Source organism: Streptomyces sp. NPDC096013 (assembly GCF_044763565.1).
Lineage (GTDB): Bacteria > Actinomycetota > Actinomycetes > Streptomycetales > Streptomycetaceae > Streptomyces.
The window spans coordinates 121,999-148,271 of the sequence record NZ_JBIWGK010000002.1; the positions used below are offsets into that span (position 1 = coordinate 121,999).

Sequence of the window (26,273 nt, forward strand, 5' to 3'; positions counted from 1 at the left end):
GCGGGGAACCGCGCGAGCAGTCCCCACGCCCCGCACCCGAAGAACTAGGCGTCCCCTCCGGCGGCCCCCGGATCGGCCGAGGCGACATCCAGCAACTGGTACCGGTCGACCGCCTGCTTCAGCACGGACCGGTCGACCTTCCCCTCCCGGGCCAGCTCCGTCAGCACGGCCACCACGATCGACTGCGCGTCGATGTGGAAGAACCGCCGAGCCGCCCCGCGAGTGTCGGCGAACCCGAACCCGTCAGCCCCGAGCGACTGATAGGTCCCGGGCACCCATCGAGAAATCTGGTCGGGAACAGACCGCATCCAGTCGGAAACGGCCACGAACGGCCCCTCCGCCCCGCTCAACTTCCGCGTGACATAAGGAACTCGCTGTTCCTCCTCCGGGTGAAGGAGATTGTGCCGCTCGACCTCGACCGCCTCGCGCCGCAGTTCGTTCCAGGAGGTCGCGGACCACACGTCGGCCCGGACGTTCCATTCCTCGGCGAGAATCCGCTGCGCGTCGAGGGCCCACGGGACCGCGACACCGGACGCCATGATCTGCGCCGGCACGGTCCCCGAAGTCCCCTGGCTGATGCGGTGAACGCCCTTGAGGATGCCCTCCACGTCCACGTCGGACGGCTCCGCGGGGTGCTGGATCGGCTCGTTGTAGACGGTGAGGTAGTAGAAGACGTCCTCGCCGTGCGGGTGTTCCGCGTCCGAGCCGTACATCCGCCGCAGCCCGTCCTGCACGATGTGCGCGATCTCGTACGCGTACGCCGGGTCGTAGGCGACACACCCCGGGTTGGTCGACGCCAGCAGCTGCGAGTGCCCGTCCGCGTGTTGCAGACCCTCGCCGGTCAGTGTCGTACGGCCGGCGGTCGCGCCCAGTACGAAACCGCGCGCCAACTGGTCGGCCATCTGCCAGAACTGGTCACCGGTGCGCTGGAAACCGAACATCGAGTAGAAGACGTAGACCGGGATGAGCGGCTCGCCGTGCGTCGCGTACGCCGAGCCCGCCGCGATCAGCGAGGCCGTGCAGCCCGCCTCGGAGATGCCGTCGTGCAGCATCTGCCCGGTCGGCGACTCCTTGTAGGCGAGCAGGAGTTCACGGTCCACCGACTCGTACTGCTGGCCGAGCGGGTTGTAGATCTTCGCGCTCGGGAAGAACGAGTCCATGCCGAACGTGCGGTACTCGTCCGGCGCGATCAGCACGAACCGCTTGCCGATCTCCTTGTCCCGCATGAGGTCCTTGAGCAGCCGTACGAACGCCATGGTGGTGGCGATCGACTGCTGGCCCGAACCCTTCTTCACACTCGCGTACGTCTTGTCCTCGGGCAGCGCCAGCGGCTTCGAGCGGACGACACGCGTCGGGACATAACCGCCCAGCGCGTTGCGCCGGTCGTGCATGTACTGGATCTCCTCCGAGTCCCGGCCCGGGTGGAAGTACGGCGGCGCGCCGGACTCCAGCTCCCGGTCGGTGATCGGCAGGTGCAGCCGGTCGCGGAAGCCCTTGAGGTCGGCGACCGTCAGCTTCTTCATCTGGTGCGTGGCGTTGCGGCCCTCGAAGTTGGGGCCCAGCGTCCAGCCCTTGACCGTCTGCGCGAGGACGACGGTCGGCTGGCCCTTGTGCTCCTTGGCCGCCGCGAAGGCCGCGTAGACCTTCTGGTGGTCGTGCCCGCCGCGCCCCAGGTGCAGGATCTGGTCGTCGGTCATGTTCTCGACCATCGCGCGCAGCCGGTGGTCGTGCCCGAAGAAGTGCTCGCGGATGTACGCGCCCGTCTCCGTGGCGTACGTCTGGAACTGGCCGTCCGGCGTGGTGTTGAGCTGGTTGACCAGCACGCCGTCGCGGTCCTGGGCCAGCAGCGGGTCCCAGGTGCGGTCCCAGACCAGCTTGATGACGTTCCAGCCGGCGCCCCGGAACTGCGACTCCAGCTCCTGGATGATCTTGCCGTTGCCGCGCACCGGGCCGTCGAGCCGCTGGAGGTTGCAGTTGACGACGAAGGTCAGGTTGTCCAGGCCCTCGCGCGCCGCGATCGACAGCTGGCCGAGCGACTCCGGCTCGTCCATCTCGCCGTCGCCGAGGAACGCCCACACGTGCGACTTCGACGTGTCCGCGATCCCGCGCGCCGCCATGTAGCGGTTCATCCGCGCCTGGAAGATCGCGCCGAGCGGGCCCAGGCCCATCGACACGGTCGGGAACTCCCAGAAGTCCGGCATCGACCGCGGGTGCGGGTACGAGGACAGCCCGTACGGCGCCTTCGACTTCTCCTGGCGGAACGCGTCCAGCTGCTGCTCGCTGAGCCGGTCCAGGAGGAACGCGCGGGCGTAGATGCCCGGCGAGGCGTGCCCCTGGAAGAAGATCTGGTCGCCGCCGTCGCCCTGGTCCTTGCCCCGGAAGAAGTGGTTGAAGCCCACGTCGTAGAGCGAGGCGGAGGACGCGAAGGTGGCGATGTGGCCGCCGACGCCGATACCGGGACGCTGGGCCCTGGACACCATCACGGCCGCGTTCCAGCGGGTGGCGTTCAGGATGCGGCGCTCGATCTCCTCGTTGCCGGGGAAGAACGGCTCGTCCTTGGTGGCGATCGTGTTGACGTAGTCCGTGCTGCGCATCTCGGGCACGGCCACGCGCTTCTCGCGGGCCCGCTCGATCAGCCGGAGCATCAGGTAGCGGGCCCGCTCACGGCCGCGCTGGTCCACGGCGGCGTCGAGCGAGTCCAGCCACTCCTGGGTCTCTTCGGGATCGAAGTCAGGAACCTGACTCGGAAGGCCGCCAATGATGATCGGATTGCGATCGGATCCGGAAGCCACGCTGTTCCTTACCTGTCAGAGGGAGCTGTGTGAGGGGGCTGTCTGAGTGGGCTGTCTGAGGGCTGATGGGGATCTGATGGGTGCTTATCGAGGCTTATAGGCGCTGGATTTCCCATGGTTCCGCACCGTTCCCCATGGTCTACCGCAGGACGGCAATCGTCATCTCTACCGTGAGGTAACCGTGACTCGTTTAGCAAAGTCATTCGAGTCGCGTACCCTCGGAGGGTTCTCAAACGTGCAAACCGGGCAGAACGCTGTGGTGTACGTCACCGGTGGCCGCGATAGCGTGCCTGGAGTTGCGGCGACACGGCCAGGATCGTCACCGTTTCGGCGTTCCGAATCGCCGGGTACTTGCGCGATCCGGCCCGTCCGTGTGGACTACGGCCAATGCTTCGCGCACGCGCGTGGCTGGACATTCATCAAGACATGATCAGGAGGCAACCCGTGAGCGCGACCGCGGACCACGCGGAGGAGCGGACGAACCCTGCCGTCAGGCTGGGGTTCCAGCCCGAGCAGGTGGTCCAGGAGATCGGCTACGACGACGACGTAGACCAGGAACTCCGCGAGGCCATTGAAGAAGTCATCGGCAGCGACCTGGTGGACGAGGACTACGACGACGTCGCCGATGCCGTGGTGCTGTGGTTCCGCGACGAGGACGGCGACCTGACCGACGTGCTGGTGGACGCCATCTCGTACGTCGAGGAGGGCGGCTCGATCCTGCTGCTGACGCCGAAGACCGGCCGTGACGGCTACGTCGAGCCCAGCGACATCTCGGAAGCCGCCACGACCGCGGGCCTTTCCGCGGCCAAGAGCGTCAGCGTGGGCAAGGACTGGAGCGGCAGCCGGCTGGTGACGCCCAAGGCGGCCAAGTCCAAGAGGTAGTCCACCGAGGTACCTCGATCGTTGAATCCCGGACGGGCTGGCCACGCCAGCCCGTCCGTCCGCATGCGGTGATCGCTGCGTAGGGTGGACTCAGGGTGGTCTCACCCGAACAGCCCCACCGAAGGGATTCAGGACGAATGGCGATCCAGGTCGGCGACAAGGCCCCTGATTTCGAGCTCAAGGACAACCACGGCGCCACCGTGAAGCTCTCCGACTTCCGCGGCGAGAAGAACGTGGTGCTGCTGTTCTACCCCTTCGCCTTCACCGGCGTGTGCACCGGCGAACTGTGCTCCCTGCGCGACAACCTGCCGCAGTTCACCGACCGCGACACCCAGCTCCTCGCCGTCTCGAACGACTCCATCCACACCCTGCGCGTCTTCGCCGAGCAGGAGGGCCTGGAGTACCCGCTGCTCTCCGACTTCTGGCCGCACGGCAACACTTCGCGTGCCTACGGCGTCTTCGACGAGGACAAGGGGTGCGCCGTGCGCGGCACCTTCATCATCGACAAGGAGGGCGTCGTGCGCTGGACCGTCGTCAACGGCCTGCCGGACGCCCGCGACCTCAACGAGTACGTGAAGGCGCTCGACACCCTGTGATTGTTAGGTTCCAGGGCCTGCGAGGGTCGGGAACCCGTCACTAGGATCGAGACGTTGATCCGATACCGACGCACTACGGGGCATCCCCGCCCCTGGACACCAATGGAGGACTCGTGGGAGTCAGCCTCAGCAAGGGCGGCAACGTATCACTGACCAAGGAGGCCCCGGGCCTGACCGCGGTCATCGTCGGTCTGGGGTGGGACGTCCGCACCACCACCGGCACCGACTTCGACCTCGACGCCAGCGCACTGCTGCTGAACAGCGCGGGCAAGGTCGCCAGTGACGCGAACTTCGTCTTCTTCAACAACCTCAAGAGCCCCGACGGCTCCGTCGAGCACACCGGCGACAACACCACCGGTGAGGGCGAGGGCGACGACGAGGCGATCAAGGTGAACCTGGCGGCGGTCCCGGCCGACGTCGACAAGATCACCTTCCCGGTCTCGATCTACGACGCCGAGAACCGCCAGCAGTCCTTCGGCCAGGTCCGCAACGCGTTCATCCGCGTGGTGAACCAGGCGGGCGGCGCCGAGATCGCCCGCTACGACCTCTCCGAGGACGCCTCGACCGAGACGGCCATGGTCTTCGGCGAGCTGTACCGCAACGGCGCGGAGTGGAAGTTCCGCGCCATCGGCCAGGGCTACGCCTCGGGCCTGCGCGGCATCGCCCAGGACTTCGGCGTCAACGTCTGACGTCGGGAGGCTTCACCCCCCCGGCGCCGCGCGGTCCCCGTGCGGCGCCGGGGGTCCCCCTCTGGGGGGAGCGCAGGACAACCAAAGAAGCATCACCTCGGGGAGGACCAGCACTATGGGCGTCACGCTCGCCAAGGGGGGCAATGTCTCCCTGTCCAAGGCCGCACCGAACCTCACGAACGTCCTGATCGGCCTCGGCTGGGACGCGCGCTCCACCACCGGAGCCGACTTCGACCTGGACGCCAGCGCACTGCTGTGCGGCGGCGGGCGGGTCCTCGGGGACGAGTGGTTCATTTTCTACAACCAGCTCACGAGTCCCGATGGTTCCGTGGAGCACACCGGCGACAACCTCACCGGTGAGGGCGAGGGCGACGACGAGTCGATCCTGGTCGACCTCCCGAAGGTGCCGGCCACCTGCGACAAGATCATCTTCCCGGTCTCCATCCACATGGCCGACGAGCGCGGCCAGACCTTCGGCCAGGTCAGCAACGCCTTCATCCGCGTGGTCAACCAGGCGGACGGCCAGGAGCTCGCGCGCTACGACCTCTCCGAGGACGCCTCCACCGAGACGGCCATGATCTTCGGCGAGCTCTACCGCTACCAGGGCGAGTGGAAGTTCAGGGCGGTCGGCCAGGGGTATGCGTCCGGACTGCGGGGCATCGCCATGGACTTCGGGGTCAACGTCTCGTAAAGGCCGTTGTTCATACCGGCTGTCCCGGTCGGCGGAGTCTCCCCTTAGACTCAGTGCTCGACGTCAAATTTTAAGTAAAGCCGAGTGCGGCGCAGGGGGAGACCTTCCCTCAGACTCCGTCTGGGGGACCCCCAACACACGATTGGGTAGCCAGTGCTTCTGAAAACCTTCGGCTGGTCGTTCGCGGTCACCGCGCTCGGCCTGGTCGCAGCGGCGTTCTACGGGGGGTGGGAAGCCTTCGGCATCGTGGCGATCCTGGCCGTCCTGGAGATCTCGCTGTCCTTCGACAACGCGGTGGTCAACGCCGGGATCCTGAAGAAGATGTCCGCCTTCTGGCAGAAGATCTTCCTCACGGTGGGCGTCCTGATCGCCGTCTTCGGCATGCGGCTGGTGTTCCCCGTCGTCATCGTCGCCGTCACCGCCAAGATCGGCCCGATCGACGCGGTCGACCTCGCGCTCAACAACAAGGACCACTACCAGCAGCTGGTCACCGACGCCCACCCGGCGATCGCGGCCTTCGGCGGCATGTTCCTGCTGATGATCTTCCTGGACTTCATCTTCGAGGAGCGGGACATCCAGTGGCTGCGCTGGATCGAGCGCCCGCTGGCCAAGCTCGGCAAGGTCGACATGCTGTCGGTCTGCATCGCCCTGATCGTCCTGCTGATCACCTCCTTCACCTTCGCCGCACACGCCCACCAGCACGGCGGCGCCCACGCGGACAAGGCGCAGACGGTGCTGATCGCCGGTGTCGCCGGTCTGATCACGTACATGATCGTCGGCGGGCTCTCCGGCTACTTCGAGGACAAGCTCGAAGAAGAGGAGGAGCGGGAGCACGAGGAGGAGGAAGAGGCCGCGCGCACCGGCAAGCAGCGCTCGGCGGTCGTCCTGGCGGGCCAGGCCGCGTTCTTCATGTTCCTGTACCTGGAGGTCCTGGACGCGTCCTTCTCCTTCGACGGCGTGATCGGCGCCTTCGCCATCACCAACGACATCGTGCTCATGGCCCTCGGCCTGGGCATCGGCGCGATGTACGTCCGCTCGCTGACGGTGTATCTGGTCCGTCAGGGAACCCTCGACGACTACGTCTACCTGGAGCACGGCGCGCACTACGCGATCGGCGCCCTGGCCGTGATCCTGATGGTGACCATCCAGTACCAGATCAACGAGGTCATCACCGGCCTGGTCGGCGTGGTCCTGATCGGCTGGTCCTTCTGGTCATCGGTCCGCAGGAACAAGGCCCTGGCGGAAGCCGGGGGAGAAGCGGGCTCGGACGAGAAGACTGAGGTCTCGTCCGGGGTGTGACAAGCTCCCTGGTGAGGGAACGCTTCTGTTCGGGGCGGCCGTCGAGGACATGTCCTCTGTCCGGCCGCCCCGACAGCTGTGTCATGCGGGACGTGGATGCGAGCGTGGGGGCGGGAATGGGCTTCTTCGACGGGATATGGCGGCGCGAGGCCGACTTCGACTCGGGCAGCGCGGCCAGCAACGCGATCGAACTGACCAAACGGCACCATCAGGTCTCGCTCACCAAACAGGGCGCGGCCACCGGCAACCTCCGCGTCAACCTCACCTGGCGGATGCGGACCTCCGACATCGGCGGCCTCCAGCGCGACAGCCTGCTGCGCCACCCCTTCAAGGCGCTCAAGCCCCCGGAGGTCATGGGCCACAGCCAGAGCATGGTCAACGTCGACTTGGACCTCGGCTGCCTCTATGAACTGATGGACGGCACCAAGGGCGTGGTGCAGCCCCTGGGCGGCCTCCTGGGCGACGTCAACTCACCCCCGTACGTGAAACTCAGCGGCGACGACCGCTTCGGCTCCGCGTCCGGCGAGACGATGTACGTCAACCTCGACCACCGCGACCAGATCAAGCGGCTCCTGGTCTTCGTCTACATCTACGACCAGACCCCCGCCTTCGACCGCACCCACGCGATCGTCACCCTCTACCCGAGCAACGGCCCCCGCATCGAGATAGGCCTCGACGAACGCCACCCCCAGGCCCGCTCCTGCGCCGTGGTGATGATCGAGAACGTCAAGGGCGAGCTGGTCGTCCGCCGGGAGGTCAAGTTCGTCTACGGCTTCCAGGCGGAGCTGGACCGGCTGTACGGCTGGGGCCTTCAGTGGGGCCGGGGCTACAAGACAAAGGTCGAGCGATAGTTTTTCGGGCTCCCACCCGGCCCGCGCCCGGGAAACGACGCGCTCACCCTCAGATGAACTGCGGCCCCTGCGGCGGCAACCGGAAGTTCGGGTCCGGCGCGGTGGCAGCAGGCACCGGCTGCGGATAGCCGTACGTCCCCGCGGGAGCGGTCTGCGGATAGCCGTACGCCGGCTGGGCCACCGGCTCCTGAGCCGGCGGATACCCGTAGCCGGATTGCTCGGGCACCGGCACCTGCACCGCGGTCGGCTGCTCCGGAGGCAACGGCTGGGAGGTCTCGGGAACGGCCCCCTCCGACTCGTCCACCGTGATCCCGAAGTCCATCGCGAGCCCACGCAACCCGTTGGCGTACCCCTCGCCCAGCGCCCGGAACTTCCACCCGTCCCCCCGCCGGTACAGCTCCCCGCAGATCAGCGCGGTCTCCTCGCCGGTCTCCGGCTTGATGTCGAAATACAGCAGGGGCTCACCCTCGGCGACGCCCGCGTCGTACAGCAGGATGCGCAGCCCCTGTACGCGGTCGAAGGTGTTGTCCTCCGCCGAAGCGACCACCAGAATCCGGCTCACTTCGGACTCGACACCGGCCAGATCTGTCTGGATCGTGTCGGTGGGGCCCTCCGCGACCCGTTTCTTGCCCAGCCACCAGACCTTCCCGGAGGGGTGCCGGGGCTGGTTGTAGAAGACGAAATCCTCGTCGGAACGCACCTGACCGGCGGGGCCGAGGAGCAGCGCCGAGGCATCCACGTCAGGGACCCCCTGCCCGGGAGTCCAGCGCAGCACGGCACGTACCGTGGTGGCCTCCAGCGGGACGTTCGACCCCTTCAGCATCGCGTGCGTCATGCGGTCATCCTGCCCTCTCGGTCCTGGTCACGACAACGTGGGGGTTCGGACACCGACACGGCCGAGTTACCTGAAGTTCATGCCCGGCGGGAACCCCCGACATGGGTTTGTACGTACTATTACCGGCCACCTGTCGAATACGTTCACGAGTCACACCGGCACCACGGGGGAGCTTTATGCGTCATTTCGGGCACATTGCCCCTGAGGTACGGCAGCGTCTCTTCTTCCAGGAGCCCTGCGAGTTCGACGCGGACTCCCCGGCCCGGCTGCTCGCCGCGGCCCTGGGCGCCACGCTCTACAGCCCGGCCACCCGCCCGCACCTCGCCGACGACGTCGTCAAGCTGGCGGCGCGCGGTGTGGTGTCGATGGTGCTGTGCCTGGAGGACTCGATCGGCGACGAGGACGTGCCGGCCGCCGAGGAGAACCTGGTCCGGCAGTTCACCGACCTGGCCGCCCGCCCGGACGTCGGGCTTCCGCTGCTGTTCGTCCGGGTCCGCGTGCCCGAGCAGATCCCCGATCTCGTACGCCGCATGGGTCCGGCCGTACGACTCCTCTCCGGTTTCGTGATGCCGAAGTTCACCGAGGAGAGCGGCACGCCGTTCCTGGAGGCGCTGGCCGCCGCGGAGGCGGCGAGCGGGCACCGGCTGTTCGGCATGCCGGTGCTGGAGTCGCCCGAGCTGCTGTACCGCGAGTCGCGCGTGGAGACCCTGGAGGGCATCTCCCGCGCGGTCGACAAGTACCGCGACCGCGTCCTCGCCCTGCGCCTCGGCGTGACGGACTTCTGCTCGTCGTACGGCCTGCGCCGCGCCTCCGACATGACGGCCTACGACGTCCAGATCGTCGCCAGCGTGATCGCCGACGTGGTGAACATGCTGGGCCGCGCCGACGGCACCGGCTTCACGGTGACCGGGCCGGTGTGGGAGTACTTCCGGGTCCAGGAGCGCATGTTCAAGCCGCAGCTGCGCCGCAGCCCCTTCCTGGAGGGCCAGGCCGAGGAGCTGCGCGAGGCGCTGATCGAGCACGCGATGGACGGCCTGCTCCGCGAGATCGCCCTCGACCAGGCCAACGGACTGCTGGGCAAGACCTGCATCCACCCCACCCACGTGCTGCCCGTGCACGCGCTGTCCGTGGTCAGCCACGAGGAGTTCTCCGACGCGCAGGACATCCTGCGGCCGGAGCGGGGCGGCGGGGGAGTGCTGCGCTCGGCGTACACGAACAAGATGAACGAGGTGAAGCCGCACCGCGCCTGGGCCGAGCGGACGATGCTGCGCGCCGAGATCTTCGGGGTCGCACGCGAGGACGTCGGCTTCGTGGAGCTGCTCGCCGCCGGAATACCCGGCTGAATCGCAAGGGACGTATGAACAAGGCAGTGAACGACGGTGTCTGGTCGGGCAGTTGGGTCGCGCAGCGGCTCGGTGTCGAACTGCTCGGCGACCCCGGGCTGACCGACCTCCTGGGCCTGGCCCTCCGCCGCAACCCCAAGCGGGCCCACCTCCTCGTGTCGAACGTGCTCGGCAAGCACGTCCCGCAGTCCCCGTCGGTGGTCTACGGCCACGGCTTCACCCTGGGCCGCCGGGTCCGCGAACTCCTCGGCACGCAGGAGTCCCGGCGGGCGGTGGTCCTCGGCTACGCGGAGACCGCGACGGGCCTCGGCCACGCGGTCGCCGACGGCATCGCGCTGGCTCCCTACCTCCACTCCACCCGCCGCCCCGTCCCCGGCGTGGCCACGGCGGGCGGCTTCGAGGAGTCCCACTCCCACGCCACGTCCCATCTCCTCCTCCCCGAGAACCCCGCCCTGCTCTCCGGCGAGGGCCCCTTGGTCCTCGTGGACGACGAGTTCTCCACCGGCAACACGGTCCTGAACACCATCCGCGACCTGCACGCCCGGTACCCCCGGCGCCGGTACGTGGTCGTCGCCCTCGTCGACATGCGCTCGGCGGCGGACGCGGGACGGCTGGACGAGTTCGCGTCGGAGATCGGCGCGAGGGTCGACCTCGTCGCGGCGGCTTCGGGGACGGTGAGCCTGCCGACGGGGGTCCTCGAGAAGGGCCAGGAGTTGGTGGCGAGGTACGAGTCGGAGAGTGCCGGGTCGGGTAGTCGGCCGTCCGCAGCGCCGTCGCGGCTGGGCGCGCAGTTCCCCGCGCCCCTAAAGGACAAGGCCGCTGCCGCCGCCCCCGATGCAAGCGCGGAGACCACCCCAAGCATCGAAACCACCCCAAGCCCCAACCCCCTGGGGGCGCGGGGAACTGCGCGACCGACCCCCACCGACCCGCACCCGAAGAACAACCGAGTCACCCAGGTCGACATCCGCTGGCCCAAAAACCTCCCCGACGGCGGCAGACACGGCTTCACCCCAGGTCACCGAATACGCCTGGAGACCGCCCTCCCCGCCATGGCCGCCCGCCTGGCAGCCGCACTGCCGGAGGACGCCCACCGCGTCCACATCCTCGGCTTCGAAGAGCTGATGTACGCCCCCCTCCGCCTGGCCCGCGAGCTGGAGCAGATAGTCGACGCCGGCGTCACGTACTCCACCACCACCCGCTCACCCGTCCTCGCGGTGGACGACCCCGGCTACGCGATACGAACCCGCCTCACCTTCCCCGCCCACGACACCCCCGCGGACGGCCCGGGCGACCGCTACGCCTACAACATCGCCGGCGCCGGCTTCGACGCCGTGGTCGCCGTGATCGACGACACCGCCGACACCCCCGAACTCCACGCCCCGGACGGCCTGTTGGCGAGGCTCGCCGAACACACCCCGCACGTAGTCCTCGCGGTGATCCCCTCGTACGTCCCCGAAAGGCCCGCCATGCTCCCCGACCCCCTCCGCGGCCCCGCCTTCTCCTCGTACGCCCCGGACGAGGTCGGCTGGCTGCTCCAGGACCTCTCGGACGTGACCCTGGAGGCGCCGACCGAGGAGCGCGAGGAGGCCATCCAGAGCGGCGGAGCCCACTACGCGGAGTCGCTGCCGGTGGAGTACCAGCCGAGCGAGCAGTACCAGCAGCTGTTCCACACCGCGCTGGACGAGGCCGCCGACCGCCTCGCACTGGCGGTGGGCGCGGTCACCGAACTGGTCCTCGCCGAACGCTCCCCGCACCCCGTCCTCGTCTCGCTCGCCCGCGCCGGCACCCCCGTGGGCGTCCTGATGCGCCGCTGGGCCCAGCACCGCCACGGTCTCGACCTCCCGCACTACGCCGTGTCGATCGTGCGCGGGCGGGGCATCGACGCCAACGCGCTCCGCTGGCTCGCCGCCCACCACGACCCCGCCGACGTCGTGTTCGTCGACGGCTGGACCGGCAAGGGTGCCATCACCCGCGAACTCACCGAGGCGATCAGGGAGTTCGAGGAGTCCGACGGCATCACCGGCTTCGACCCGGAGATCGCGGTGCTCGCCGACCCCGGCTCCTGCGTGCGGACGTACGGCACCCGCGAGGATTTCCTCATTCCGTCCGCCTGCCTCAACTCGACCGTGTCGGGCCTGATTTCACGTACGGTGCTGCGCTCGGACCTGGTCGGCCCGCACGATTTCCACGGCGCGAAGTTCTACCGCGAACTCGCCGGCGCGGATGTCTCGGTGGACTTCCTGGACGCCGTCGCCGCCCGCTTCCCGGAGGTCTCGGACGCGGTGACCGTCCTCGCCAAGGAACTGCTCGCCGCCGACCGCACCCCGACCTGGGAGGGCTGGGCGGCAGTTGAGCGGATCAGCGAGGAGTACGGCATCCACGACGTGAACCTCGTCAAGCCGGGCGTCGGCGAGACCACCCGGGTGCTGCTGCGCCGGGTGCCCTGGAAGATCCTCGCGCGGGCCGGTGCGGGTGCCGACCTCGACCACGTCAGACTGCTCGCCGAGCAGCGGGGCGTACCCGTCGAGGAGGTGGCCGAACTGCCGTACACCTGCGTGGGGTTGATCCACCCCAAGTACACGCGCGGTGCGACCGGTGCCGACGGCAGGGCGGTGGCGGTCTGATGCCGGTACTCGTCGCGAGCGACCTCGACCGTACGCTCATCTACTCCGCCGCCGCCCTCGCCCTCACGATGCCGGACGCGCGGGCGCCCCGGCTGCTCTGCGTCGAGGTGCACGAGAGCAGGCCGCTGTCCTTCATGACGGAGACGTCGGCCGCCCTGCTCACCGAACTCGGCGACACGGCCGTCTTCGTGCCCACCACCACCCGCACCCGCAAGCAGTACCAGCGCATCAACCTGCCGGGCCCCGAGCCGAAGTTCGCGATCTGCGCCAATGGCGGCCATCTCCTCGTCGACGGTGTGACCGACGAGGACTGGCATGCCCGGGTCCAGGCGAAGCTGGCCGCCCAGTGCGCCCCGCTGGAGGAGGTGCGCGAACACCTCGCGACCACCGCCGATCCCGCCTGGGTGCGCAAGCACCGCATCGCCGAGGACCTCTTCGCCTATCTCGTGGTCGAGCGCGAACTCCTGCCCGAGGAGTGGGTGAAGGACCTGGCGGTCTGGGCGGAGAACCGAGGTTGGACGGTCTCCCTCCAGGGCCGCAAGATCTACGCGGTCCCCAAGCCCCTCACCAAGAGCGCCGCCATGCGCGAGGTGGCCCACCGCACCAACGCCACCCTCACCCTGGCGGCCGGCGACTCCCTGCTGGACGCCGACCTCCTCCTGGCCGCGGACACGGCCTGGCGCCCGGGCCACGGCGAGTTGGCGGACGAGGCGTGGACGGCCCCCAACGTCACGGCCCTGCCGGAGCGAGGCGTCCTGGCCGGCGAGCGCATCCTGCGCGAGTTCCTGAGAGCGGCCCGTCCATCGACCCCGTAGGGGCAACCCCCGGGGGTGCGGGCAACCGCGCGGGCCCTGCTCAGCCGCAGCAGCCCCCGCCACAGCAGCCACCGCCGCCGCCTCCGCCCGCCGCGGGCGAGGGCGCGGAGGACATACCGCGCACGGCCACGGCGGACAGCAGCTTCACGGTGTCGGCGTGCCCGGCGGGGCAGTCCGCCGGGGACGAGGACTCCGCCATCGGCCGGCTGACTTCGAACGTGGACCCACAGGTACGGCAGCGGTACTCGTAGCGAGGCATGCCCACAGGCTAGCGGCGTTCTCGCGTGAGTACGGCACCTTGTTTTTTCATGAAGGTTTCGACTGTGTCCTGTTCTGTCGTTTTCTTATATGGAGAACTTGCGAAGACCACTGGTAATTTGAGGGCGCCGCGTGATCTGTGAGGCCGGGGGGAACCGGGATTTGCAGTCGCGTCCGCGGCAACCATTTCAGCCCCTCGTACGTCGATGCGTCTGCCTGTGCGAGTAATACGGAGTGCGGAGGGAGTCGCGTCGTGAGCCACGAGGGGGACGGGGAGGAGCGCCAGGCACCGGACGAGACCATGCAGTTGAAGCTCCCCGACGGGTTCCGTCCGGACGAGACCATGCAGCTGCGGGTCTCCGACCTGGAGATACCCGAGGAGCCCGAGATACCCGAGGGGGAGACGAAACCGGTACGGCACCGGGGACGCAAGGCCCCTCGCCCGTCCCTCCGCACCCGTCTCTCCCGCATCGCCGCACACCTCCGCACCCGCTTCGCCCCGGTCGCCGCGCGCCTCGCCCCGGCCGTGATGTTCCTCACCCCGTACGTTCGCAAGCTGCGCCCGCAGTACCCCCGCCCCGGCCGCACCGGCTGGCGGCGCTGGATGCCCTCCTGGCGGCAGTGGCTCGGGGGCGTGGCCGCCGCCGTCGGCCTCAGCGGACTGTTCCTGGTCGTCTCGTACGCGGCCACCGACATCCCGTCGAACCTCAACGCGTACGCGACCCAGCAGGACAACGTGTACTTCTGGTCCGACGGGACGCCCATGGCCCGGACCGGCTGGGTGCAGCGGCAGGCGATGCCGCTGAAGGACATCCCGACCGACGTCCGCTGGGCGGTCCTCGCCGCCGAGAACCAGAGCTTCTACACCGACCCCGGCATCTCCATGAAGGGCATCGCCCGCGCCCTGTACCGCACGGTCGGCCAGGGTGACACCGAGGGCGGCTCGACGATCACCCAGCAGTACGTGAAGAACGTCTATCTGACCCAGAACCAGACGGTCGGCCGCAAGTTCACCGAGGCGATGATCTCCCTCAAGCTCGACAACAAGATGAGCAAGGACAAGATCCTCGAGGGCTATCTCAACACCAGCTGGTTCGGCCGCGGCACCTACGGACTGCAACGCGCCTCGCAGGCGTACTACGGCAAGGACGTCAGCCAGCTCAACGCCAGCCAGGGGGCCTTCCTCGCCTCGCTGCTGAAGGGCGCGGGCCTCTACGACCCGACGCTCAGCAAGGCCAACCGTGCCCGAGCGGTGGCCCGTTGGTCCTGGATCCTGGACCGCATGGTGAAGATCGGCAAGCTGTCCCCGGCCGAGCGCGCCAAGTACACGACGTTCCCCGAGCCGCTCAAGCAGTCGAAGACCTACGACACCGGCAAGCAGAGCGACTACCTGGTCGAACTCGCCACCCAGTACGTGAAGAAGACCGCGCACATCTCGGACAAGGACTTCGACCTCGGCGGCTACCAGATCTACACGACCTTCGACCGCGACCGTGAGACCGAGCTGACCGACGCCGTCACCAAGGCCCGCAAGGACGCGCTGAAGCACGACCCGACCGGCGCCAGGACGGCCCACTACGGCGCCTCCTCGGTCGCCTCCGACGGCCGTATCCTCGCCGTGTACGGCGGCCCCGACCACCGTACGCAGGGCTTCAACGAGTCCAACGCGACGACGGTGCCGGCCGGTTCGGCCTTCGAGCCGTTCGTCTACGCGGCAGCGCTGGAGCACGGGGTCACCAAGACCCGTGGCAGACCGCCGACCCCGGTCACCCCGGACACGCTGTACGACGGGGACGACGGCGTGCCGGTCACCACGCCGGAGGGGCCGTACTGGGACCGCAGCGGCAAGAAGGTCGCCGCGCACAACGACGGCAACAAGTCGTACGGGCAGATCAGTCTGCGCCAGGCGCTTGCCCAGTCCGTGAACACGCCGTTCATGCAGCTCGGGATGGACACCGGCCTGACGACCGTCCGGCAGACCGCGGAGAAGGCAGGGCTTCTCTCGTCCAGTTTCGGGGCACAGGTGCCCGCGCTGTCGATGGGCAATGCCACGCCCAGCGCCTTGCGCATGGCGAGCGCGTACGGCACGTTCGACGCCGGGGGTGTGCACACCGAGCCGTACTCGGTCCGCCGTATCACCCGTAACGGCGCCGGGGTCCCTCTCGAACGGCCGCGGCCCGACCGGGCGATGAGCAAGACCACGGCGGACGAGGTGACGGACGCGCTCACCGCCTCCTTCGCCACCGCGCACCCCGAGGACGCGCAGGCCGGAGGGGGAGTGGCGGGCAAGTCCGGCACCACCCAGGACGACACGGCCGCCTGGTACGTCGGCACGGCCAAGTCGGTGTCCACGGCCGTCGTCGTCTACCGCATCGACCTGAACAAGAGCCTCGAACCCCTTCCGCTGAAAGGAATCTCCGGCACTCCCGTCACCGACGTCCCCTACGGCATCTGGTCGAGAGCCATGACCCCGCTGGGCTGACCACCGCAGCGACCCCGCCAACTCCTCGCAGAATGAGCCGCCCATGAAGCCTCGGACGAAGGCACCGTCCGGCCGCCGCCGCAGAGCGCCTGAACCGCGCCGTCGTACCCCGAAGCCCGGGTTCCTCACCCTGGCCGTGTTCCTTGTCGTCGCCTCGCTGGTGACCGGGTATCTGGCGTTGAACCGGGACAACACGGCGCCCACCGCGTCGGCCGGCCGGAACGCCGAGCCCAAGTCGTCCAAGGAACCCGCCTGGGACGGCAAGACGCAGGTGCTGGGGGACGGTTCGACCTCGTACACGGGGCCGCAGAAGGACCAGTTGAAGGCCGTACCGCTCAAGCCCGGTGAGAAACCACCCCAGTTCGTGGTCTTCTCCTGGGACGGCGCGCTCCAGGGGGACGACAAACTCTTCTCGCACTACCGGGAGATGGCGAAGGAGTACAACGCCCATATGACCTTCTTCCTCACGGGCATCTATCTGCTGCCCAAGAGCAAGAGGGACCTCTATCACCCGCCGATGCACTCGGTGGGTTCGGCCGCGATCGACTTCCCGACCGACCAGCACATCCGGGACACGCTGGAGCAGCTCCGCCTGGCCTACGAGCAGGGCAACGACATCGGCACCCACTTCAACGGCCACTTCTGCGAGGCCAAGGGCGGCGGTGACTGGAGCGTCGCGCAGTGGAAGAGCGAGATCGACCAGTTCTTCTCCTTCGTGGAGAACTGGAAGACCAACACCGGCTACACCGACATCCCGGCGCTGCCCTTCGACTTCAAGAAGGAGGTCGTCGGCGGCCGTGCTCCCTGCCTGGAGGGTCAGCCCAACCTCCTGAAGGCGCTGAAGGGTTACGGCTGGCGCTACGACGCCAGTTCCCCGGGCGACTTCCAGATATGGCCCGCCAAGAAGGACGGCCTCTGGGACTTCCCGCTCGAACTGCTCCCCTACGGGGACAACATCCAGGCCCTGTCGATGGACTTCAACTTCCTCTACAACCAGTCGGGCGGCGCCACCCAGGGCGACCCCGCGAAGTTCGCCGACTGGGAGAAGAAGACGGTCGACTCGTACATGGCCGGCTTCAACCGGGTCTACTACGGCAGCCGGGCGCCCCTGTTCATCGGCAACCACTTCGAGAACTGGAACGGCAGCATCTACATGAAGGCCATCGACCAGATCATCCCGAGGATCTGCACGAAGAAGGGCGTCAAGTGCGTGTCCTTCAAGGAGCTTTCGGACTGGATGGATGTGCAGTCGCCCCAGACTTTGCAGCAGTTGCGCAGTCTGGACCCCGCTCAGTCGCCCGACTGGTCCACGGTGGTCAAGTGACCTTTCGCGACTGGTGAACTGACCAAGTGCAACCCCCTTCACAGGAGCCACATATGGCGTGCGAAGATGCCCTCGCCCGGTAGGCGTGCCGGCGTAGAGGGGAACACCATTGAAATCCAGAAAACTGAGCCGTAGGCGGAGTCGTACGGCCATAATCTCGGCGGCGGCCGCCTCGGTCGTCGCCGGCGTCGCCCTCGTGCCCAACTGGAGCGCGGGCGCGGCCGTCGTCGACGACCCGACGGTGAACGCCGCGACCAAGGCGACCTTCCAGAAGCTCGCCGACGCGGTCTTCACGGACCGCACGCAGGCCCTCGTCCGCGGGGCCGGCACCCAGCAGACCACCTCGCGTTTCTCCGGCGACGTCCGCCTCTCCAGCACCCAGTCGCGCGACGAGAAGTCGGCGCTGAGCCAGCTGCGCGGCCGCCAGAGCAGCATCGCCAAGCTCGGCGAGACCTACAGCGCGGGCACCACGAAGGTCACGCTGGACGCGACCCGGGTGACCGGCCGTACCGCCAAGGCCGACGTCACCGAGACGACCACGCTGACGTACGCGAAGGCCGCGGGGAACCAGCCGAGGACCACCGGCTTCCAGGCCCACCACGAGTTGACCTTCAAGGCCGACCAGCGGGGCACCTGGCAGCTGTCGAACATCCAGGACACCGACGAGGGCGGCCTCGCCGTCAACACGCTGTCCAAGCCCGCGGTGAAGGCGTCGCCCGCCCCGGCCGACGACGGCAACACCATGCCGGACGCGCCGCGCGCGGCCATCACCCGCAACCCGGTGGCGGTCCCGAAGACGAGCACGGCGTACGACTACAAGGCGATGGCGGCCTACGCCGAGAAGTACTGGAACGTCTACAACACGGCCTACCCGGACTTCAACGGCCACGCGGACGGCGGCGACTGCACCAACTTCGTCAGCCAGTCCCTCAAGGCCGGCGGCTGGAAGCACGTCCCGGGCTACGTCTACGACTACACGAAGTGGTTCGGCACCGCCGACATCCAGTCGGACTCCTTCGTCGGCGTCAACGAGTGGTCCTGGTTCGCGCAGAACTCCAAGCGGACCACCCCGCTCGCGAACGTGTACCAGCTGGAGGTCGGCGACGTCCTCCAGATGGACTTCGACCGCGACGGTGCCAAGGACCACACGATGATCGTGACGGCCAAGAGCAACGGCGTCCCGTACGTCACGTACCACTCGAACAACACCCTGCGCAGGTCGGTGGCGAGCCTCATCGCGTCGTACCCGAACGCGTACTACTACGCCTACCGCACCTGAGGTCGGTAGTCCCGCACGGTTTCATCGGCCCCCGTCGCTCGCTCCGGCAGCGACGGGGGCCGATCCGCGTCTACGGCGTGCCGCGCGCGATCCGGTCGAGCCACTCCCGCAGCAGGCTCAGCTCGCCGTCGGTCAGGACGTCGGTCCGCCGGAGCGCGGCGCGCAGGGCGACGGCGGCGGGGACCGGGCCGGGGGCGTCGGTCGCCGGGGTCTCGGTGGTGATCGCGGCGATCACGGACTCCCTTGCCAGCGTGGACAGTTCGAGGTCGCGGCGGTCCTCGGGCAGGGAGATGAGGCTGATCGCCGTACCGCTGCCGGCCGCGTGCACCAGCTGCACGGCGCGCTCCTCGCTCACGCGCAGCCGGCCCGCCTCGGCGATGCGGTGGATGTGCCCGGCGAGGATCTCGGCGCCCGCGACGGCGGCCTTCGGCGGGGCCGCGCCAGGGCGGGGCTCGGCGTACATGAGCAGGTACAGCGCCGGGTTGGTGAGACCGAAGTCGATGTGCAGGTCCCAGCCGGCGCGCAGGTCGGCGACCGGGTCGGCGGTGGGCGCCAGCTCGGTCTTGCTGGCGAGATAGGCGGCGAAGCCCTCCGTGGCCACCGCGTCGAGGAGTCCCTGTTTGTCGCCGAAGAGCCGGTAGATGGTCGGCGCCTGCACCCCGGCCGCGCTCCCGACGGCCCGCGTCGACACGGCCTCGCGCCCGCCTTCGGTGAGGAGGCGGGCGGTGGCGGCGAGGATGCGCTCGCGGGGGGTGGAGTCGTCGTCAGCAGACATGCGTCAAACGCTAACAGAAACGCGTTAGCACTTGTTCGGTAGCGATGCTAATGTCGTGAGTGTTAGCGGTTGATGTGTGCTGTTCTTCGTGGAGGTGGTAGCCGTGATCGTCGTCACCGGAGCCAATGGGCAACTGGGCAGGGGAGTGGTGGACCGGCTGCTCGCCCGCGTCCCCGCCGAGCGGATAGCGGTGAGCGTCCGCGACCCGGAGGGAGCCAGGGAACTGACCGAGCGGGGAGTCCGCGTCCGCCGGGGCGACTTCGACGCCCCCGAGACCCTGGCCGAGGCCTTCGAGGGAGCGGACCAGATCCTCCTCGTCTCCGCCGCGAGCACGGGCGACGCGGCGCTACGACAGCACCGCACCGCGATAGCCGCGGCCCGCGACTCCGGTGCCCGCCGCGTCCTCTACACCAGCCACATGGGCGCGAACCCGGCGTCGCCGTTCGCCCCGATGCCGGACCACGCGGAGACGGAGGCGGTGCTGCGCGCGTCGGGCGTCCCGTTCACATCGCTGCGTAACGGCTTCTATGCCGCTACGACCGTGATGCTTCTCGGCGAGGCCCTGAAGACGGGGGAGTTGACCGCGCCGGAGGACGGGCCGGTGTCGTGGACGGCCCACGCCGACCTGGCCGAGGCCGCGGCGACAGCGCTGGTGGAGGAGGGGCGGTTCGACGGGGTGACGCCGCCGCTCACCGGGGCGGAGGCGCTTGACCTCGCGGAGGTGGCGGCGCTGGCCTCGGCGGTCACGGGGCGCACGATCAAGCGGGTGACGGTCGCGGATGAGGAGTACCGGGCGGGGCTGGTCTCCCACGGCGTGCCGGAGGGGCAGGCGGAGCTGCTCGTGGGGTTGTTCCGGGCGAGCAGGGCGGGGGAGTTCGCGGAGGTGAGTCCGGTGTTGGGGGAGCTGATCGGGAGGGCGCCCACGTCGTTGCGGGAGGTGCTCGGGGCCGCACTGGCGTGATCGGCCCGGTTGTTCGGAGCCGCGGGCCGGTGGGGGCCGGTCGCGCCCCTTCGCGGGTACTCCTGGGCCGGTGTACTCCTGGGCCGGTGTCTGTCAGTGCCCCGCTGTTCCGCGTTCCTCTCGGATCTGGGTGACCACCCGGGCCACGGACTGGCGTACCGCCTCTGTCTCCGTGAGGAAGTGCCAGTAGTCGGGGTGGCGGCCCTCCAGCGTGGCGATCGCCCGGTCCAGGCGGGCCACGGCGTCGTCGAGGGGGCGGGCGTGGCGGGGGTCGGGGGTGGTGCGGCCCGTCATCGCGAGGCGTTGGGCGTCGCGGATGGCGAAGCGGGTGCGGTCGATCTCCTGCTGGGGGTCCTTCTGCACGGCGTTCAGCCGGCGCAGCCGGTCGCCGGCGGCGGAGACGGCCTCGTCGGTGGTGTTCAGGAGGGCCCGCACGGTCGAGAGCAGGGAGGTGGCGTCCGGCCAGCGCTGGGCGTCCCGCGCGGCCTGTGCCTCCTTCAGCTTCAGCTCGGCCTGCCGTACGTTCTCCCCGGCCTGCTGCGGCACCTGCTGGAGGTCCTGCCAGCACGCGGCGGAGAAGCGCCGCCGCAACTCGCTGAGCACCGGGTCGACTTGGCCCGCGCGGGTGGTGAGAGCCTGGGCGCGGGTGCGCAGGGAGACCAGCCGGTGGTCGATCTCGGCGGCCTTCTCGGGCAGTTGACCGGCCTGGGCCCGGATGGCTTCCGCCTCCCGGGCCACTTGCGTCGCCCGCTCCAGGGTCTGCGGCACACCGTGCTGCCCGGCACCCTGGTTCAGCTTGGTCAGCTCCGGCCCGAGCGCGGCGAGCCGGGCGGCGAGATCGTCGGCCCGCAGCCCCGAACTCCGCACGGCGTCCAGGGCGTTGGAGGCGGCGAGCAGTGCCTGCCGGGCCCGCTCGACGGCGGGCGCCAGCCGGGCCAGCTGGGTCTCGGCCTTGCCGAGCAGCGGACCGAGCCCGCTCTCGAACCGGTCCAGCTCCTGCTTCACCTGCCCCAACTGGTCCTTCGCGGCGGACAGTTCGGTACGGGCGCGGTTCGCCGCGGCGGCCTCCAGGTCGTCGCGGTCGAGGTCGTGCGCGTCGACGGCGTTGATGTACCGGCCGCTCGCCTCGTCGATGCGCCGCCCCAGCGCCTCGAAGTCGGTGACCGCGCGGCGGGCGGCAGGCGAGTCGTCGACCGCGGTAATGGTCTCTATCGAGATCCGCAGATCCCGCTGGGCGGTGTCCAGCTCGTAGAACGCCGCCGCCGCGGCATCCTTCGCCGCCTGCGCCTCGGCCCGCTGGCTCTCCGCCCGCCCGCCGAACCAGCGCCGGGTGCCGCCACCGGCGAAGGAGACGGGGAGGGCGAGCGCGACGAGCAGCGGGAGGCCGATCAGGGTCAGGGTGTCGAGGGCCGCGCGGGTGGTGCCGCCCGTGCGGGCGGTGTCACCGGGGCGGGGGTCACGGGGCGCGGCGCCGGGCTGTGGGGCGCGACCTGCGGCGGAACCGCGCGGGGGCCGGAGCCCTGGCACGCGCCGGAGCCGTGTGAGCGGCGAATACGGCTGCGCTGGTGTCGCCGTCACATCCCTCTCCCGTGTCTTCCATCCTGACCGCTGTCATTCTCCCACCGGTAGAGGACGAACACACGGGCCGGTCAGTTCACGTTCCGCACCGTGACTTTCCCGTCGCCGGTGTGGGCGGTCACCACATGCGAACTCGACGAGTCCCGGGGCACCGACACATCCACCGATCCGTCCCTGGTCTTGGTCGTCACGCGGTACTTCGCACCGCCGTCCCTGGGCAGCGCGATCGTCACGGAACCGTCGCCGCTGGTGGACTCCACCAGGTCGGGTACGGCGCCGAGTTCGAGGTGCACGGACCCGTCACGGGTGGTCGTGCGCACCTGCCGGGACGAGACCTCGGCGTGCACGGAGCCGTCCCCGGTGTGCAGGGTCAGCGGCCCGGAGGAGTCGGTCACATGCACGGAACCGTCGCCGGTCCGCACACTCAGCGCGTCCTTGAACCCGCGCGCCCGCACGCTTCCGTCCCCGTCCTCCACCTTCACGGTGACCCCGCGCGGCACCTCGATCCGGTGCTTGGCGGAGCAGTCGGCGATCACCCCGGAGCACTTCATCCGCAACTTCAGCCGGTCACCGTCCATCGCCCAGCTCACCTTGGGACCCGACCCGATCGACACGCTGCCCTGCCACCACCGGGTGACCTCGATCTTCCCCGCCGGGTTCGCGTCCGAGGCGACGACCTCCAGCGCGGAGTCGTCGGAGTCGATGGTGAGCGTACGGCCGGGCAGCGCGAAGGTGCGGTGATCGGGGTGCTTGTCGTCCCCGGCGGAGGCGGTGCCGCAGGCGGTGGCCCCGAGCAGCAGCAGGGCGACGGCGGTGGTGCCGGTGAGGGCGCGGGTGGCGCGGCGACGGGTGCGGGTACGGCTACGGGTGCCGGAGCTGGTCACGGTTGTTCTCCCCCTGGGACGGACGCGGAGCCCTGGTGACTCCTACGGCGCTCTACGACCGTAGAGAGCGGCGCACGGCGAGGGCATCCGGCGCACTCCCGGACCAGGGGTGGGGTAAACCCCCGGGACGCCCCTGACCTCGCCCTCGACCCGCTTTCTTCCCGATACGGGTTTGCGGGACAGGCCCCCCGGCAATGTAGGCTGTCGACTCGTCCTGGGCGCGTAGCTCAGGGGTAGAGCGTCGCCCTTACAAGGCGAATGTCGGCGGTTCGAAACCGTCCGCGCCCACCAGGAACAAGCAGCAGGTCAGAGGCCCCCGGGGAGTTCCCCGGGGGCCTCTTTCCATGGCGGGGTCCGGGTCCGCGGCGGGTGCCGGGAAAACCGTTGGCGGGCCGGGGCGCCCGCTGCTACCTTCACGGAGGCCGTGCGAGAGAGCGAGGAGGTGGTACCCGTGAACGCAGTGACGACATGGGTGCTCCCCTCCGGGGTCGCGGTCGGGCGATAGGTCGTCCGGGAGCGCCGTACGCAGCTCTCCCGAAAGGCACGACCATGGACTTCACCACTGAACGACGTCTCGAAGACGGCGTCCTGGAACGCGAGTTCACCCTCGGCGAGATTCCCGGCACCCTGTGGACGCCCGAGTCCGCCGCGCCGGTCCCGCTGATCCTGATGGCCCACAACAACGGCCTGCCCAAGGCGGAACCGCGCCTGGTGGCCCGGGCCCGGCTGTCCGCGGCGGGCGGCTACGCGGTGGCCGCCATCGACGCCGCCGGGTGCGGTGACCGGCCCCGCTCCGCCGCCGCCGAACAGGCCCGCGCCGACCTCCGCCGGGCGATGCGGGCCGGTGAGCCCACCGACGACATCTTCGAGTCCCTCGTCGGCCCGCTGGTCGAACAGGCGGTCCCCGACTGGCGCACCGCCCTCGACGCCCTCCTCGGCCTGCCCGGGATCACCGGCCCGGTCGGATACTCGGGGTGGACCGCCCTCGGCATCCGGCTGGCGGTGCTGGAGCCGCGGATCGCGGCGGCCGGCTTCTTCGCCGGAGGGTACGTCCCGCACGCCCAGCGCGAGGAGGCCCGCCAGGTCACCGTCCCGCTGCTGCTCCTGCTCCAGTGGGACGACGAGGGCAACCCGCGCCAGCGGGCCCTTGAGCTGTTCGACGCCTTCGGCAGCAAGGAGAAGACCCTCCACGCCAACCTGGGAGGTCACCTCGGCACCCCGTGGTTCGAACGGGAGGACGGGGACAGGTTCTTCGGCCGCCACCTGAAGTAGACCGGGGGCACCGAGGGGGACTTTCCCGCGCGGGTGGGCAGGATGGGTCCATGACCACATCCTCCGTACCGTCGGCGCACCGCACCACCCCCTCGGGCTCCGTCCTGTCCCTGTGGTCGACGGACTCGGTGCTGTCGATCGGCTCGGTGGGGTCGGTGCTGTCCATCGGCTCCGTCGGGTCGAGCCTGTCGGTCGGGTCGATCGGGAGCGCGCTCTCGGTCGGCTCGATCGGCTCGGCCCTGTCGTTCGTCTCGGCCGGGTCGTGGCTGAGCACGGGGTCCGTCCTGTCCGCGCAGTCGCGGTGGTCGGTGCTGTCCTGGCGTGCGACGCGCGGCTTCCGGGCGGTCGGGACGGCGGGGACCGCGGGGACTCTCGGCGCTGTGGTCGGGATCGCGGGGGTCGCCGGAATTGCCGCGACCCTGCTGCTGGGCCGGCGGGGGCCGCGCAAGCCCTAGGTGAAGGACCGGCGGGGTGCCGCGTCCGACGCCCGGGGTCTCCCAGCCGCCGTCCGACGTCCGGGGTCTCTCAGTCGCCGTCCGCCGCCCGCCGCCCGGGGTTTCTCAGTCGCCGTCCGCCGTCGGTGTCTCGTGCGCGTGCTTCAGCCGCATCCGTGTCTCCACCCGCTCCGCCGCCACGACCTCCGTCCAGAAACGGTGGCCGCTGACGAAGACCGCCAGCTCGTGTTCGCGCTGCCGGAGCTTCTCCACCTCGGCCTGTTCGTCGGGTGTCCAGCCGGGGGAGGCCGGGCGCTCCACCTTGCGCCAGCCGCTCGTGTCGCTGAACCCGTCCAGGGGCTCGACCGACCAGGGCAGCCGCTTCAGCAGGGCCGACAGCTCGGCCCGGACCTGATGCAGCTCCTCCTGACCGGCGAGGAGGTCACTCGGGAAGTCATAGGTCGTAGCCACGAGGTAATGCTACGCCTGTTCGATTTTGGGTCGCGAGTTCCTTCAGGGACTTCACGCGAACGGGTGCGGAAGGAGCGCTTCGACCGCTGGTCGGGGAGGTGCCGCCGTGGCAATCTTCACCGCTCGTCCTCTAGCGTGTAAGGCATGGAAGTGATTACTGACCCTTACGAAGTGGTCGCGGGTGTTCCGTCCGTCGAGGACTTCCGGCGCCTGCGGACCGACGCGGGACTCTCCGACAAGGACCCCGCGGCGGTCGCCGCCGCGCTGCCCAACACCTGGTACGGGGTGGTGCTCCGGCACCAGGGCGAGCCCATCGGGATGGGGCGGATCATCGGGGACGGCGGTACGGCGTTCCAGGTCGTCGACATCTGCGTGCATCCCGCGCATCAGGGACGCGGGCTCGGCCGGCGCATCATGGCCGCGCTCACGGAGGAGCTGGAACGCCGGGCGCCCGCCACCGCGTACGTCTCGCTCATCGCGGACGGACCCGCGCGCTTCCTGTACGAGAAGTTCGGTTTCGCCGACACCGCCCGGCACGGCTCGGTCGGCATGTACCGCTTCATGGGGGCGAGTTGACGGTCTTGGCCGAGGGCGCACCGGCCCGCGGCTGTCGGTGAGCGCGCCTAATGTGCTCGGCATGGATGTGGAACAGGTGCGGCTTCAGCCCTGGGGTGCGGGAGACTTCTGGTTGCTGGAGCGGCTCAACAGCCCTGAGATGACCGCGCACTTGGGGGGTCCCGAGAGCGAGGAGCGGCTCGTCGACCGGCAGAGGCGGTACGTCCGGCTGGACCGCGGGGGGATGTTCCGGGTGGAGTCCGCGGTGAGCGGGGAGACCGTGGGCTCGATCGGCTTCTGGGAGCGGGAGTGGCGGGGCGAGCCGGTGTGGGAGACCGGATGGGGGGTGCTGCCCGAGTTCCAGGGGCGCGGGCTGGCAGCCCAGGCGGCCCGCGCCGTCGTGGTGGCGGCGCGGGCCGCCGGATGGCACCGGTATCTGCACGCCTTTCCGGGCGTCGACCATCCCGCGTCCAACTCGGTATGCAGGAAAGCCGGGTTCACCCTGATCGGCGCGGTGGAGTTCGAGTACCCGAAGGGCAGCTGGATGACCTCGAACGACTGGCGGTTCGACCTCCAGGCCTGA

24 protein-coding genes and 1 tRNA gene are annotated in these 26,273 nt (G+C 69.5%); 18 read left to right on the forward strand and 7 right to left on the reverse strand.

Annotated features, from left to right (window positions below; all coding sequences use genetic code 11):
• Positions 1 to 44: 44 nt before the first annotated feature.
• The gene (aceE, locus tag ACIRB1_RS08040; RefSeq protein ID WP_352183388.1) at positions 45 to 2,792 is read right to left on the reverse strand and encodes a pyruvate dehydrogenase (acetyl-transferring), homodimeric type; all 2,748 of its coding nucleotides are present in this window, start codon (positions 2,790 to 2,792) and stop codon (positions 45 to 47) included.
• Positions 2,793 to 3,236: 444 nt separating this feature from the next.
• Here aceE and ACIRB1_RS08045 point away from each other — a divergent pair, with 444 nt between their 5' ends.
• From ACIRB1_RS08045 to ACIRB1_RS08070, 6 genes are all read left to right on the forward strand, one after another.
• Positions 3,237 to 3,674: a DUF3052 domain-containing protein gene (locus ACIRB1_RS08045; protein WP_019060358.1), complete on the forward strand. Its 438-nt coding sequence runs from the start codon at positions 3,237 to 3,239 to the stop codon at positions 3,672 to 3,674.
• A 137-nt stretch (positions 3,675 to 3,811) separates the two neighbouring features.
• Positions 3,812 to 4,270, forward strand: coding sequence for a peroxiredoxin (locus ACIRB1_RS08050; RefSeq protein ID WP_328831687.1), 459 nt, complete (start codon positions 3,812 to 3,814; stop codon positions 4,268 to 4,270).
• Positions 4,271 to 4,383: 113 nt separating this feature from the next.
• Positions 4,384 to 4,959 (forward strand): TerD family protein, encoded by a 576-nt coding sequence (locus ACIRB1_RS08055; RefSeq protein WP_019060360.1) that lies wholly within the window; start codon positions 4,384 to 4,386, stop codon positions 4,957 to 4,959.
• 115 nt (positions 4,960 to 5,074) lie between these two features.
• A complete protein-coding gene (locus tag ACIRB1_RS08060) occupies positions 5,075 to 5,650 on the forward strand; it encodes a TerD family protein (protein ID WP_266768259.1) in 576 nt (191 codons plus the stop codon).
• A gap of 153 nt (positions 5,651 to 5,803) precedes the next feature.
• Positions 5,804 to 6,949, forward strand: a complete 1,146-nt coding sequence (locus tag ACIRB1_RS08065; RefSeq protein WP_352183389.1) for a DUF475 domain-containing protein — start codon at positions 5,804 to 5,806, stop codon at positions 6,947 to 6,949.
• Between the two features lie 116 nt (positions 6,950 to 7,065).
• Positions 7,066 to 7,800, forward strand: coding sequence for a Tellurium resistance (locus ACIRB1_RS08070; protein WP_033286889.1), 735 nt, complete (start codon positions 7,066 to 7,068; stop codon positions 7,798 to 7,800).
• Positions 7,801 to 7,849: 49 nt separating this feature from the next.
• Here ACIRB1_RS08070 and ACIRB1_RS08075 read toward each other — a convergent pair whose 3' ends face one another.
• Positions 7,850 to 8,635 (reverse strand): TerD family protein, encoded by a 786-nt coding sequence (locus tag ACIRB1_RS08075; protein ID WP_403464971.1) that lies wholly within the window; start codon positions 8,633 to 8,635, stop codon positions 7,850 to 7,852.
• Between the two features lie 176 nt (positions 8,636 to 8,811).
• Here ACIRB1_RS08075 and ACIRB1_RS08080 point away from each other — a divergent pair, with 176 nt between their 5' ends.
• From ACIRB1_RS08080 to ACIRB1_RS08090, 3 genes are read left to right on the forward strand one after another with little or no spacing between them, the layout of a single operon-like run.
• Complete coding sequence (locus ACIRB1_RS08080; RefSeq protein ID WP_403464972.1) at positions 8,812 to 9,978, forward strand: HpcH/HpaI aldolase/citrate lyase family protein; 1,167 nt, start codon at positions 8,812 to 8,814, stop codon at positions 9,976 to 9,978.
• Between the two features lie 14 nt (positions 9,979 to 9,992).
• Positions 9,993 to 12,602: a phosphoribosyltransferase gene (locus ACIRB1_RS08085; protein WP_403464973.1), complete on the forward strand. Its 2,610-nt coding sequence runs from the start codon at positions 9,993 to 9,995 to the stop codon at positions 12,600 to 12,602.
• Entirely contained in the window at positions 12,602 to 13,417 is an 816-nt protein-coding gene (locus tag ACIRB1_RS08090; RefSeq protein WP_403464974.1) for an HAD family hydrolase, read from the forward strand. The genes ACIRB1_RS08085 and ACIRB1_RS08090 overlap by 1 nt, the downstream gene beginning before the upstream one ends.
• Positions 13,418 to 13,457: 40 nt before the next feature.
• Here the strand turns inward: ACIRB1_RS08090 and ACIRB1_RS08095 are convergent, their stop codons facing one another.
• A complete protein-coding gene (locus tag ACIRB1_RS08095) occupies positions 13,458 to 13,676 on the reverse strand; it encodes a zinc ribbon domain-containing protein (protein WP_403464975.1) in 219 nt (72 codons plus the stop codon).
• A 252-nt stretch (positions 13,677 to 13,928) separates the two neighbouring features.
• Here ACIRB1_RS08095 and ACIRB1_RS08100 point away from each other — a divergent pair, with 252 nt between their 5' ends.
• The 3 genes from ACIRB1_RS08100 to ACIRB1_RS08110 all read left to right on the forward strand — a co-directional run bounded on the left by ACIRB1_RS08100 (position 13,929) and on the right by ACIRB1_RS08110 (position 18,760).
• Complete coding sequence (locus tag ACIRB1_RS08100; RefSeq protein ID WP_403464976.1) at positions 13,929 to 16,157, forward strand: transglycosylase domain-containing protein; 2,229 nt, start codon at positions 13,929 to 13,931, stop codon at positions 16,155 to 16,157.
• A gap of 43 nt (positions 16,158 to 16,200) precedes the next feature.
• Positions 16,201 to 17,481 (forward strand): hypothetical protein, encoded by a 1,281-nt coding sequence (locus ACIRB1_RS08105; protein ID WP_352183395.1) that lies wholly within the window; start codon positions 16,201 to 16,203, stop codon positions 17,479 to 17,481.
• A gap of 109 nt (positions 17,482 to 17,590) precedes the next feature.
• On the forward strand, positions 17,591 to 18,760 hold the full coding sequence (locus ACIRB1_RS08110) for an amidase domain-containing protein (protein ID WP_352183396.1): 1,170 nt from the start codon (positions 17,591 to 17,593) through the stop codon (positions 18,758 to 18,760).
• Between the two features lie 70 nt (positions 18,761 to 18,830).
• Here the strand turns inward: ACIRB1_RS08110 and ACIRB1_RS08115 are convergent, their stop codons facing one another.
• Complete coding sequence (locus ACIRB1_RS08115) at positions 18,831 to 19,535, reverse strand: TetR/AcrR family transcriptional regulator (protein ID WP_352183397.1); 705 nt, start codon at positions 19,533 to 19,535, stop codon at positions 18,831 to 18,833.
• A gap of 103 nt (positions 19,536 to 19,638) precedes the next feature.
• Here ACIRB1_RS08115 and ACIRB1_RS08120 point away from each other — a divergent pair, with 103 nt between their 5' ends.
• On the forward strand, positions 19,639 to 20,496 hold the full coding sequence (locus ACIRB1_RS08120) for an SDR family oxidoreductase (protein ID WP_403465364.1): 858 nt from the start codon (positions 19,639 to 19,641) through the stop codon (positions 20,494 to 20,496).
• 93 nt (positions 20,497 to 20,589) lie between these two features.
• On the opposite strand, the gene ACIRB1_RS08125 is transcribed toward ACIRB1_RS08120, so the two are convergent.
• Entirely contained in the window at positions 20,590 to 22,074 is a 1,485-nt protein-coding gene (locus ACIRB1_RS08125; RefSeq protein ID WP_403464978.1) for a hypothetical protein, read from the reverse strand.
• Positions 22,075 to 22,145: 71 nt separating this feature from the next.
• Positions 22,146 to 22,877: a DUF4097 family beta strand repeat-containing protein gene (locus ACIRB1_RS08130; RefSeq protein ID WP_403465365.1), complete on the reverse strand. Its 732-nt coding sequence runs from the start codon at positions 22,875 to 22,877 to the stop codon at positions 22,146 to 22,148.
• Between the two features lie 297 nt (positions 22,878 to 23,174).
• On the opposite strand from ACIRB1_RS08130, the gene ACIRB1_RS08135 reads away from it, so the two are divergent.
• From ACIRB1_RS08135 to ACIRB1_RS08145, 3 genes are all read left to right on the forward strand, one after another.
• Positions 23,175 to 23,249, forward strand: a tRNA-Val gene (locus ACIRB1_RS08135).
• A 258-nt stretch (positions 23,250 to 23,507) separates the two neighbouring features.
• Positions 23,508 to 24,230, forward strand: a complete 723-nt coding sequence (locus ACIRB1_RS08140) for a dienelactone hydrolase family protein (protein ID WP_403464979.1) — start codon at positions 23,508 to 23,510, stop codon at positions 24,228 to 24,230.
• 50 nt (positions 24,231 to 24,280) lie between these two features.
• Entirely contained in the window at positions 24,281 to 24,685 is a 405-nt protein-coding gene (locus tag ACIRB1_RS08145; protein WP_403464980.1) for a hypothetical protein, read from the forward strand.
• A 105-nt stretch (positions 24,686 to 24,790) separates the two neighbouring features.
• On the opposite strand, the gene ACIRB1_RS08150 is transcribed toward ACIRB1_RS08145, so the two are convergent.
• Entirely contained in the window at positions 24,791 to 25,135 is a 345-nt protein-coding gene (locus ACIRB1_RS08150) for a hypothetical protein (protein ID WP_403464981.1), read from the reverse strand.
• Positions 25,136 to 25,279: 144 nt separating this feature from the next.
• On the opposite strand from ACIRB1_RS08150, the gene ACIRB1_RS08155 reads away from it, so the two are divergent.
• The gene (locus ACIRB1_RS08155) at positions 25,280 to 25,711 is read left to right on the forward strand and encodes a GNAT family N-acetyltransferase (protein ID WP_403464982.1); all 432 of its coding nucleotides are present in this window, start codon (positions 25,280 to 25,282) and stop codon (positions 25,709 to 25,711) included.
• 61 nt (positions 25,712 to 25,772) lie between these two features.
• Entirely contained in the window at positions 25,773 to 26,273 is a 501-nt protein-coding gene (locus ACIRB1_RS08160; protein WP_403464983.1) for a GNAT family N-acetyltransferase, read from the forward strand.

Excerpts from the sequence above, each read along its gene's own strand:
- ACIRB1_RS08075 (WP_403464971.1), bottom strand. The coding sequence starts at position 8,635 with ATGACGCACGCGATGCTGAAGGGGTCGAACGTCCCGCTGGAGGCCACC.
- ACIRB1_RS08070 (WP_033286889.1), top strand. The coding sequence starts at position 7,066 with ATGGGCTTCTTCGACGGGATATGGCGGCGCGAGGCCGACTTCGACTCG.
- ACIRB1_RS08105 (WP_352183395.1), top strand. The coding sequence starts at position 16,201 with ATGAAGCCTCGGACGAAGGCACCGTCCGGCCGCCGCCGCAGAGCGCCT.
- ACIRB1_RS08145 (WP_403464980.1), top strand. The coding sequence starts at position 24,281 with ATGACCACATCCTCCGTACCGTCGGCGCACCGCACCACCCCCTCGGGC.
- ACIRB1_RS08050 (WP_328831687.1), top strand. The coding sequence starts at position 3,812 with ATGGCGATCCAGGTCGGCGACAAGGCCCCTGATTTCGAGCTCAAGGAC.
- ACIRB1_RS08085 (WP_403464973.1), top strand. The coding sequence starts at position 9,993 with ATGAACAAGGCAGTGAACGACGGTGTCTGGTCGGGCAGTTGGGTCGCG.
- ACIRB1_RS08060 (WP_266768259.1), top strand. The coding sequence starts at position 5,075 with ATGGGCGTCACGCTCGCCAAGGGGGGCAATGTCTCCCTGTCCAAGGCC.
- ACIRB1_RS08095 (WP_403464975.1), bottom strand. The coding sequence starts at position 13,676 with ATGCCTCGCTACGAGTACCGCTGCCGTACCTGTGGGTCCACGTTCGAA.
- ACIRB1_RS08155 (WP_403464982.1), top strand. The coding sequence starts at position 25,280 with ATGGAAGTGATTACTGACCCTTACGAAGTGGTCGCGGGTGTTCCGTCC.
- ACIRB1_RS08140 (WP_403464979.1), top strand. The coding sequence starts at position 23,508 with ATGGACTTCACCACTGAACGACGTCTCGAAGACGGCGTCCTGGAACGC.
- ACIRB1_RS08115 (WP_352183397.1), bottom strand. The coding sequence starts at position 19,535 with ATGTCTGCTGACGACGACTCCACCCCCCGCGAGCGCATCCTCGCCGCC.
- ACIRB1_RS08090 (WP_403464974.1), top strand. The coding sequence starts at position 12,602 with ATGCCGGTACTCGTCGCGAGCGACCTCGACCGTACGCTCATCTACTCC.
- ACIRB1_RS08160 (WP_403464983.1), top strand. The coding sequence starts at position 25,773 with ATGGATGTGGAACAGGTGCGGCTTCAGCCCTGGGGTGCGGGAGACTTC.
- ACIRB1_RS08080 (WP_403464972.1), top strand. The coding sequence starts at position 8,812 with ATGCGTCATTTCGGGCACATTGCCCCTGAGGTACGGCAGCGTCTCTTC.